The organism is Thermosipho sp. 1074, assembly GCF_001999655.1.
GTDB lineage: Bacteria > Thermotogota > Thermotogae > Thermotogales > Fervidobacteriaceae > Thermosipho > Thermosipho affectus.
The window spans coordinates 1-5,435 of the sequence record NZ_LBEX01000014.1; the positions used below are offsets into that span (position 1 = coordinate 1).

Annotated in this window: 5 protein-coding genes; all 5 read right to left on the reverse strand. The window is 31.4% G+C overall.

The annotated features are described in order from the left end of the window. On the reverse strand, positions 1 to 222 hold a 222-nt coding region (locus XO08_RS04155), incomplete at its 3' end, for an AAA family ATPase (RefSeq protein WP_158074251.1). 61 nt (positions 223 to 283) lie between these two features. After that, positions 284 to 1,645 (reverse strand): ATP-binding protein, encoded by a 1,362-nt coding sequence (locus XO08_RS04160; protein WP_075665779.1) that lies wholly within the window; start codon positions 1,643 to 1,645, stop codon positions 284 to 286. Between the two features lie 309 nt (positions 1,646 to 1,954). After that, positions 1,955 to 2,656, reverse strand: coding sequence for a DUF3226 domain-containing protein (locus XO08_RS04165; RefSeq protein WP_075665780.1), 702 nt, complete (start codon positions 2,654 to 2,656; stop codon positions 1,955 to 1,957). Between the two features lie 2 nt (positions 2,657 to 2,658). Further along, entirely contained in the window at positions 2,659 to 3,774 is a 1,116-nt protein-coding gene (locus tag XO08_RS04170) for an ATP/GTP-binding protein (RefSeq protein ID WP_075665781.1), read from the reverse strand. 308 nt (positions 3,775 to 4,082) lie between these two features. Continuing rightward, a partial coding sequence (locus XO08_RS04175) for an AAA family ATPase (RefSeq protein ID WP_077287366.1) occupies positions 4,083 to 5,435 on the reverse strand: 1,353 nt, incomplete at its 5' end.

A 5,435-nucleotide genomic window follows, 5' to 3' on the forward strand; every position in this document is an offset into this window, starting at 1 on the left:
ATTGTTCTCAAGGTATAACCCTTTAAATAGTTCCTTTTTCCCAAAAAATGCTTGCCTTAGTGTATCTAAAAATAAGCTTTTTCCAAATCTTCTTGGACGCGATAGAAAAAAATATTTCCCATCTTCTACCAGTTTTTTTATATATCCTGTTTTATCTACATATGCGTATTTTTCTTCTCTTACTACTACAAAACTTTGTATCCCTATCGGTAATCTTTTCATATCTTCCACCGCCTATTTTTTTACATATATATTCTAACACTTAATAGCAGTACTAGCGAGGTTAAAGAGTATCAATGGAGATTATTTTATTTAAATCTATACATTTTACTTCATCATTTTCTTCTAAATCTTTAAAACCATTTTTTGAAAACAAATAATAAATGATTTTTGTCGGTTCATATTTAAGGTCTTTTAAAAGAAATGGGATTTTTTTTCGAAGATTATTCAACACTTTTCCATCTACTTTTTTATTTGTCCATTTGCATTCACCGACGTATAGAATATTGTCTTTAATGCCAACAATATCTATTTCATTACCAGCATCCCACCATCTTCCTACTTTTTCAACACCGATGTGTCTTTTTAAATATTGTTTTGATATCTTTTCAAACGTGAAAGAGGCGTATTGAGAAATGGTGAGTTTTATTTTTTCAAGGAGCCTACTTCCAAGACCTCTGTATATCATTTCTTGATAGGGATAAATATAACGGAAGAAAAATCTGAGATATTCATCATTTATGTAATAGAATGCCTTTTTTCTGGGTTTTTTTAAAGAGAATGGTTGTTCTTTTTTTACAAGCTCAAGTTCAAGGAGCCTTGCAAGATACGTACCTATATTTTTATACTCCACACCACTTTCATTTGCTATTTCATTTGGGGTAGTTTTTCCATTTGCTATAGCAGTTAAAATGGAAAAGTAATTTGATGGATCCTTTTTGAATTCTTCAAGAGTTAGGAATTTTCCTTCCTCAACAAGGAATTCTCCAGGAGTTAAAAGCTTTTCCTTTAGTGCATCCCAAAAATTTGTATATTCGGAAAATTCCAATAAATAAAGTGGGATACCGTCTGTAACTCCGTATGCAAGAACATTATCTTCTTTCTTTTTGAACTTAAAAAATTTCATAGAATCCCCAAAATCCATTGGGAGTATTTTGTATTGCCCCGTTCTGCGACCGTATATCGGGCTATTATGAGAAAGAGCTATTTTTTCTATCATACCACTGTATGATCCACACAAAATGAAATTCACACGCTTTTTTGAAAATTCTTTGTCCCACCATCTTTGAAATACAGATAGGAAAGTTTCATCTCTATAAGGGATGTATTGAAATTCGTCAATAACAATAGAAGTTACTTTTCGCAAGTCAATTGCCATGTTCAAAAAAGAAAAAAATTCTTCCCAGGAATTAATCCTGAGAGTTTCTGGAAGGTTTATGAGTTCTTTTATTTCATTTAGGAATCTGTTCATTAACATGGTACTTCCGGAAAGGTCTGCAGTGAAAAAAAGGCCGTTTCTTACTACATGTTCAAGAAGAAAGGTTTTTCCCACCCTTCTTCTACCATAAATTACTATCAATTCAGCCTTTTTACTGGAAAGTTTTCTTTCAAGAAACTTTCTTTCTTTTACTCTGTTTATGAACATATTACCACCTCAAATAAATTATACCATAATTTACTAAAGATATATTTACTAAAGTTATCTTTAGAAAATATACAAGTTGATAAAAGTTGGAGAAGGTTAGAACCCTCTTTTTGCCATTCTGAGCGCGTATGCGCGAAGATTTTTGAAATAACTGACGGTGTGGAAATAAGATCCTTCGCTTACGCTCAGGATGACATCCCATTCGCACTGCGTGCTCAGGATGACGTCCCTTTTTACTGTCATTCCAAGCCCGATGTTCAAGTTGGTATGGAAGAGCTTTGAAATGGAAAAATGGAAAAATTGAAGATTTCACTCCAGAATTTTAGAATATAGTTTATTAAAAGTTTCTATTTTTAGCCAATCAATTGTTTTAATTTTCTCAGTTATTTTGTTTAGGCTCCATTCAGGAGACAATATAGAAAGAATACATCCAAGTTTTGCTTTGTCTTTTATCCTTTCTTTTTTACTCAAGTATCTATTTATACTGATATCATCAATAGTGTTTTCGATTTTTTCTATTATGTAAGTATGATTGTTTCTTAAAGAGTCTATAACAAATCTTTCTATTGCGCCAGGGTTGTCTGGTGGAATAACAAGAACAAGTACTTCAACAAAGATTTCATCAAACAGCTGATTTGGAATTGATATTTTTTGCCATGCATTGATATTTTTGATACCATTGCCGATGAGTTTGATTAGTATTTCATCGGTATCTTCGTCCCTATCAAGTAATATAATAATTTTTTGGATCAGTTCTTTGTCATATCTGGTTTGTGAGATGTATTCTTTTGCTTTTGTAAAGAAGGGTTTTATTCTTGATTTCCCTCCAACAGAAACAATAGCTATATTTTCATTAGTGTTTCTGGATAAGTTTGTTTGGAATTGATTGTTCTCAAGCTCTACATTGAAAAATGTCCTTTTACTTTGAACTTTGAAGTTTCCTCTCTTTTCAAGATAAAAGCCTATTAATTCTTTGTCTGTATTTCCTTCACATATGATAAGTCTGTTCATTATTATCTCAACTCCAGATGAAATTCTTGAATGTTTCTTAGGGCTTCAAGACCTGTTAATTTTAGCAATCTTAATTTTCTATCGTGTTCTTTAAGGGTAAATACTCTTATATCATATTTTAATTCATTTTCTGAGAGGTTTTCCAAGAAGATTTCAAGAAATTCTTGGTTATGTGAAGTTATGAATAGTTGATTATTGTATTCTTTGCTATATTTAAGTAAGGATTTGGCCAAAATGGGTATTGATTCTGGATGGAAATTGGTGTCCAGTTCTTCTATTAGGTGAACGGCCTCTCTATGCAGAACAATATTGCCAATAAGATAATATAGTTTTCTAAAACCATCCCCAAAAACCGAAAGAGGAATTTTTCTATCTTTTGTATATACGTATATTTTAGATGAGCCGTCTGGAAGAGGTATATTGTCTATACTCTTTATGTTTGGAAACACATCTCTTAATTTTATAGTAAATTCTTCAAGTTTTTCGGCTCTTTTGAGTGCACCATACAATACTGTTTCTTTTATAGGATCTCTATGATTTAATAAGTCATGGTAAATTGCCATTTTAAGTGGTTTAATATTTTCAAAGTAGGTTGGTAATGTAATGTCAAAACTACTTTCAGTATTATTTAATGTTATTTTGATTTTCCCAAAATAAGTTCTGTTAATATTATTTTTTTCTGCTATTATCATAGGTTTATTTTCGAATAACCTAAGAGGCCCACTTTGACCTCCGAAAAAAGGAGATAAAAAAGTTGAATAGTTAAACTCAAAAACTGTTTCGTTTTTTTCTTTATTGTAGTTTTCTGATTCTATAAAAATTAACAATTTTTTTGGATTGGAATGATAGTTATTGAATAGATTCAAAATAGCTTCACCATAATCATAGGGTCCCATAAAATTTCCATTTTGCCTGTTCAGAAAAATTCCATTGAAAAAGGCTCCTATGTTTAAACCACATGAATGAAGAAAAATGGCTTCAAGAATTGTGGTTTTTCCTAAATTATTACTGCCAAAGAAGACATTTATAGTTGAAAGATCATCTATTAACATGTGTTTGAACTTTCTAAAGTTCTTTATTTCTATTTTTTTATAATTTTTTTCAAAAATAAAAATCACCACCTTTTTGAATAGCAACATAATTTAAAGAACAATTAAATTGTATCACATATTGTGTGGTTATATTTTAACATATGGTAAGATTCTTCGCCCGCTCGCTCTTTTCGGATGACATTCCTCTTCCTGTCATTCTGAGTGCGTACGCACGAAGAATCTTGAAATGAGTGACGGTGTGGAAATAAGATCCTTCGTCACTTCGTTCCTCAGGATGACAAAAAAGGAAAAGCGCTTGGAATGACAAACACACCCCAACACTCTCCAATCTCCCCAACCTCTCTAACCTCTCCAACCCTCGCTAAAACTCTCTATCAAACTCTTTCCCATTCAAAATATGCTATATTCCTTTCTCTCTTGTCAAATTCTACTCCTATTATGTATATCTCTTTGCACTTTCCTTTATACTTTTCATGATATCTTTTTTCTTTTAGCTGCTCTAGTGCTCCCTTTTTCTCTTTCCCTTCTATTACTTTAAATTCAAATATATAACATTTTTCTTCAAACCTTACAGTTAAATCTATCCTTTCTTTATTTGTTACATCCTCTGCTTTTACCTCTATCCCTAGCGCTGCAAAATATGCATAAAACACACTTGCATAAAATCCTTCGTATTTCTCTATATCATTTTTCCTGTACCAGTCACTTGGTATCGATGCAAAAAATGCGTGAAATATCTCTTTCATCTTTCCTATCTCTGCTTTCTTTATCGCTTTTATTAGTCCTATCATGTTTCTATCTTTTGACCTTAAATCTGTACAGTAATTTAATATGTGTCTGTTAATTGCACTTTTTACTTCAAGGTTGGGATATGTTAGATTGTATATGTTCATCCCTATTTCTCTTTCAACACTCTTTATTGTTAGATATCCCGTTTGAAATAATAATACTTCTGGTTGGATGTTTTCTATTTCAAAGCTTTCAAGTATTTCTTCTCCTACTTGTAGGTTTTCTATTTCTGGTAGGTAGTATCTTTCTTTCATTAATAGCTTTATCAAAAATGTTGGCGTTCCCGTTTCAAACCAATATGGCCTGTATATCTTTTTATCCAAAAATAATAATACATCAAATGGATTGTATACCTTTTCCCCTAAAAAATTGTACCCATTGTACCACTTTTTCATCTCTTCTTTGTCTATTCCTTCTAATAACTCTTTAAATCCTTCTTCTAATTCTTTTTGCGTTATCCCACATATGCTCGCATATTTTGGATCAAGTGTTATATCGTTTAAATTGTTTAACCCAGAAAATACCGATGCTTTCGAAAATTTGGTTACTCCTGTTATAAATACAAATTTTATATATTCATCTGCATCTTTTATCACCGAATAAAAGTTTTTAAGGCTTTCTCTCATCTCTTTTGCTATCTCTTTCTCTTCTATGTTGTCTAATATCGGCTTGTCGTATTCGTCTATCAATATCACTACTTTTTCTTTCTCTTTTTTGTATACCTTTTCTATTAGTTCTATAAATCTATTCTTTATACTTTTCTCCTCTAGTTTTATATCGTATCCTTCTGCGTGTTTCCTTAATATCATATCCTGTGTTTCTCTTAGTTCTTCCTCTGTTTTATGTACCCCTGCTCCAAAGGATATATAGATAACAGGATATTTTTTACTCCAATCCCAATTGTTCTCAAGGTATAACCCTTTAAATAGTTCCTTTTT

Bases quoted from the DNA above. Each gene is read 5' to 3' on its own strand.
- XO08_RS04160 (WP_075665779.1), bottom strand. From the start codon at position 1,645: ATGTTCATAAACAGAGTAAAAGAAAGAAAGTTTCTTGAAAGAAAACTT.
- XO08_RS04165 (WP_075665780.1), bottom strand. From the start codon at position 2,656: ATGAACAGACTTATCATATGTGAAGGAAATACAGACAAAGAATTAATA.